The organism is Haemophilus sp. HMSC61B11 (assembly GCF_001838615.1).
GTDB classification, from domain to species: domain Bacteria; phylum Pseudomonadota; class Gammaproteobacteria; order Enterobacterales; family Pasteurellaceae; genus Haemophilus_D; species Haemophilus_D parainfluenzae_AD.
Map to the genome: position 1 here is coordinate 1 of NZ_KV837998.1, position 2,802 is coordinate 2,802.

The window sequence follows — 2,802 nt, forward strand, 5'->3', positions numbered from 1 at the left end:
CCCCTTTCAATTCTCCAACGCCCACGGCAGATAGGGACCGAACTGTCTCACGACGTTCTAAACCCAGCTCGCGTACCACTTTAAATGGCGAACAGCCATACCCTTGGGACCTACTTCAGCCCCAGGATGTGATGAGCCGACATCGAGGTGCCAAACACCGCCGTCGATATGAACTCTTGGGCGGTATCAGCCTGTTATCCCCGGAGTACCTTTTATCCGTTGAGCGATGGCCCTTCCATTCAGAACCACCGGATCACTATGACCTACTTTCGTACCTGCTCGACTTGTCTGTCTCGCAGTTAAGCTTGCTTATACCATTGCACTAACCTGACGATGTCCGACCGTCATTAGCAAACCTTCGTGCTCCTCCGTTACTCTTTGGGAGGAGACCGCCCCAGTCAAACTACCCACCAGACACTGTCCGAGACCACGTTTCGTAATCTTCGTTAGAACATCAAACGTTAAAGGGTGGTATTTCAAGGACGACTCCATAATCACTGGCGTGACTACTTCTAAGTCTCCCACCTATCCTACACATCAAAATTCAATGTTCAGTGTCAAGCTATAGTAAAGGTTCACGGGGTCTTTCCGTCTAGCCGCGGGTACACCGCATCTTCACGGCGATTTCAATTTCACTGAGTCTCGGGTGGAGACAGCCTGGCCATCATTATGCCATTCGTGCAGGTCGGAACTTACCCGACAAGGAATTTCGCTACCTTAGGACCGTTATAGTTACGGCCGCCGTTTACTGGGGCTTCGATCAGGAGCTTCTCTTTCGATTACACCATCAATTAACCTTCCAGCACCGGGCAGGCATCACACCCTATACGTCCACTTTCGTGTTTGCAGAGTGCTGTGTTTTTAATAAACAGTTGCAGCCAGCTGGTATCTTCGACCGGTTCAACCTTCAGGGGCAAGCCCTTACAATCTACGCCGGCGCACCTTCTCCCGAAGTTACGGTGCTATTTTGCCTAGTTCCTTCACCCGAGTTCTCTCAAGCGCCTGAGTATTCTCTACCTGACCACCTGTGTCGGTTTTCAGTACGGTTTAGATAAACCTGAAGCTTAGTGGCTTTTCCTGGAAGTGTGGTATCGGTTACTTCAGCTCCGTAGAGCCTCGTCATCATCTCTCAGTGTTAAAGAAGTCCGGATTTGCCTAAACTTCACACCTACAAACTTAAACGCACATATCCAACAGTGCGATAACCTAACCTGCTCCGTCCCCACATCGCAGTTTATCCAAGTACGGGAATATTAACCCGTTTCCCATCGACTACGCTTTTCAGCCTCGCCTTAGGGGCCGACTCACCCTGCCCCGATTAACGTTGGACAGGAACCCTTGGTCTTCCGGCGAACGGGTTTTTCACCCGTTTTATCGTTACTTATGTCAGCATTCGCACTTCTGATACGTCCAGCTAACCTCTCGATTAACCTTCATCCGCTTACAGAACGCTCCCCTACCCAACAGTATTGCTACTGATGCCGCAGCTTCGGTGCTATATTTGAGCCCCGTTACATCTTCCGCGCAGGCCGACTCGACTAGTGAGCTATTACGCTTTCTTTAAATGATGGCTGCTTCTAAGCCAACATCCTAGCTGTCTAAGCCTTCCCACTTCGTTTCCCACTTAATATAGACTTTGGGACCTTAGCTGGCGGTCTGGGTTGTTTCCCTCTCCACGACGGACGTTAGCACCCGCCGTGTGTCTCCTGAGTATCACTCTTCGGTATTCGTAGTTTGCATCGGGTTGGTAATCCGGGATGGACCCCTAGCCGAAACAGTGCTCTACCCCCGAAGGTGTCCGCTCAAGGCTCTACCTAAATAGATTTCGGGGAGAACCAGCTATCTCCCGGTTTGATTGGCCTTTCACCCCCAGCCACAAGTCATCCGCTAATTTTTCAACATTAGTCGGTTCGGTCCTCCAGTTAGTGTTACCCAACCTTCAACCTGCCCATGGCTAGATCACCGGGTTTCGGGTCTATACCTTGCAACTAGACGCCCAGTTAAGACTCGGTTTCCCTTCGGCTCCCCTATTCGGTTAACCTCGCTACAAAATATAAGTCGCTGACCCATTATACAAAAGGTACGCAGTCACCCTTAAAGGGCTCCCACTGCTTGTACGTACAAGGTTTCAGGTTCTATTTCACTCCCCTCACCGGGGTTCTTTTCGCCTTTCCTTCACAGTACTGGTTCACTATCGGTCAATCAGGAGTATTTAGCCTTGGAGGATGGTCCCCCCTTCTTCAAACAGGATATCACGTGTCCCGCCCTACTTGTCGTTAGCTTAGTACCATGACCTGGACTTCGAGTACGGGGCTATCACCCTGTATCGCCAAGCTTCCCAGCTTGTTCCTCTGTCTCTGTCATTATCACTAACAGGCTCCTTCGCGTTCGCTCGCCGCTACTAACGAAATCTCGGTTGATTTCTTTTCCTCGGGGTACTTAGATGTTTCAGTTCTCCCGGTTTGCCTCACTTACCTATGGATTCAGTAAGTGATAGTAGATTCTTCATCTACTGGGTTTCCCCATTCGGACATCTTGGATTAAACGCCTCTTATCGACTCATCCAAGCTTTTCGCAGATTAGCACGTCCTTCTTCGCCTCTGATTGCCAAGGCATCCACCTTGTACGCTTAGTCACTTAACTATACAACCTCAAAAATTCTTGATGTTGCGTTTTCAACTAAACACTTGATTGCTTTTGTTCAATCAAGATTTTCTTCTTACTCAGACTTTTTCTTATCCTTAAAGGACTTGAAAGTCTCTTCAGTTTTTCAGCTTGTTTCCTGGTTGTTAAAGAACAGAA

Annotated in this window: 1 rRNA gene; it reads right to left on the reverse strand. The window is 49.1% G+C overall.

Going from position 1 to position 2,802, the window contains the following annotated elements:
- Window positions 1–2,643: ribosomal RNA gene (locus tag HMPREF3263_RS08790) — 23S ribosomal RNA — on the reverse strand; the annotation flags it as partial.
- Between the last annotated feature and the right edge of the window lie 159 nt (window positions 2,644–2,802).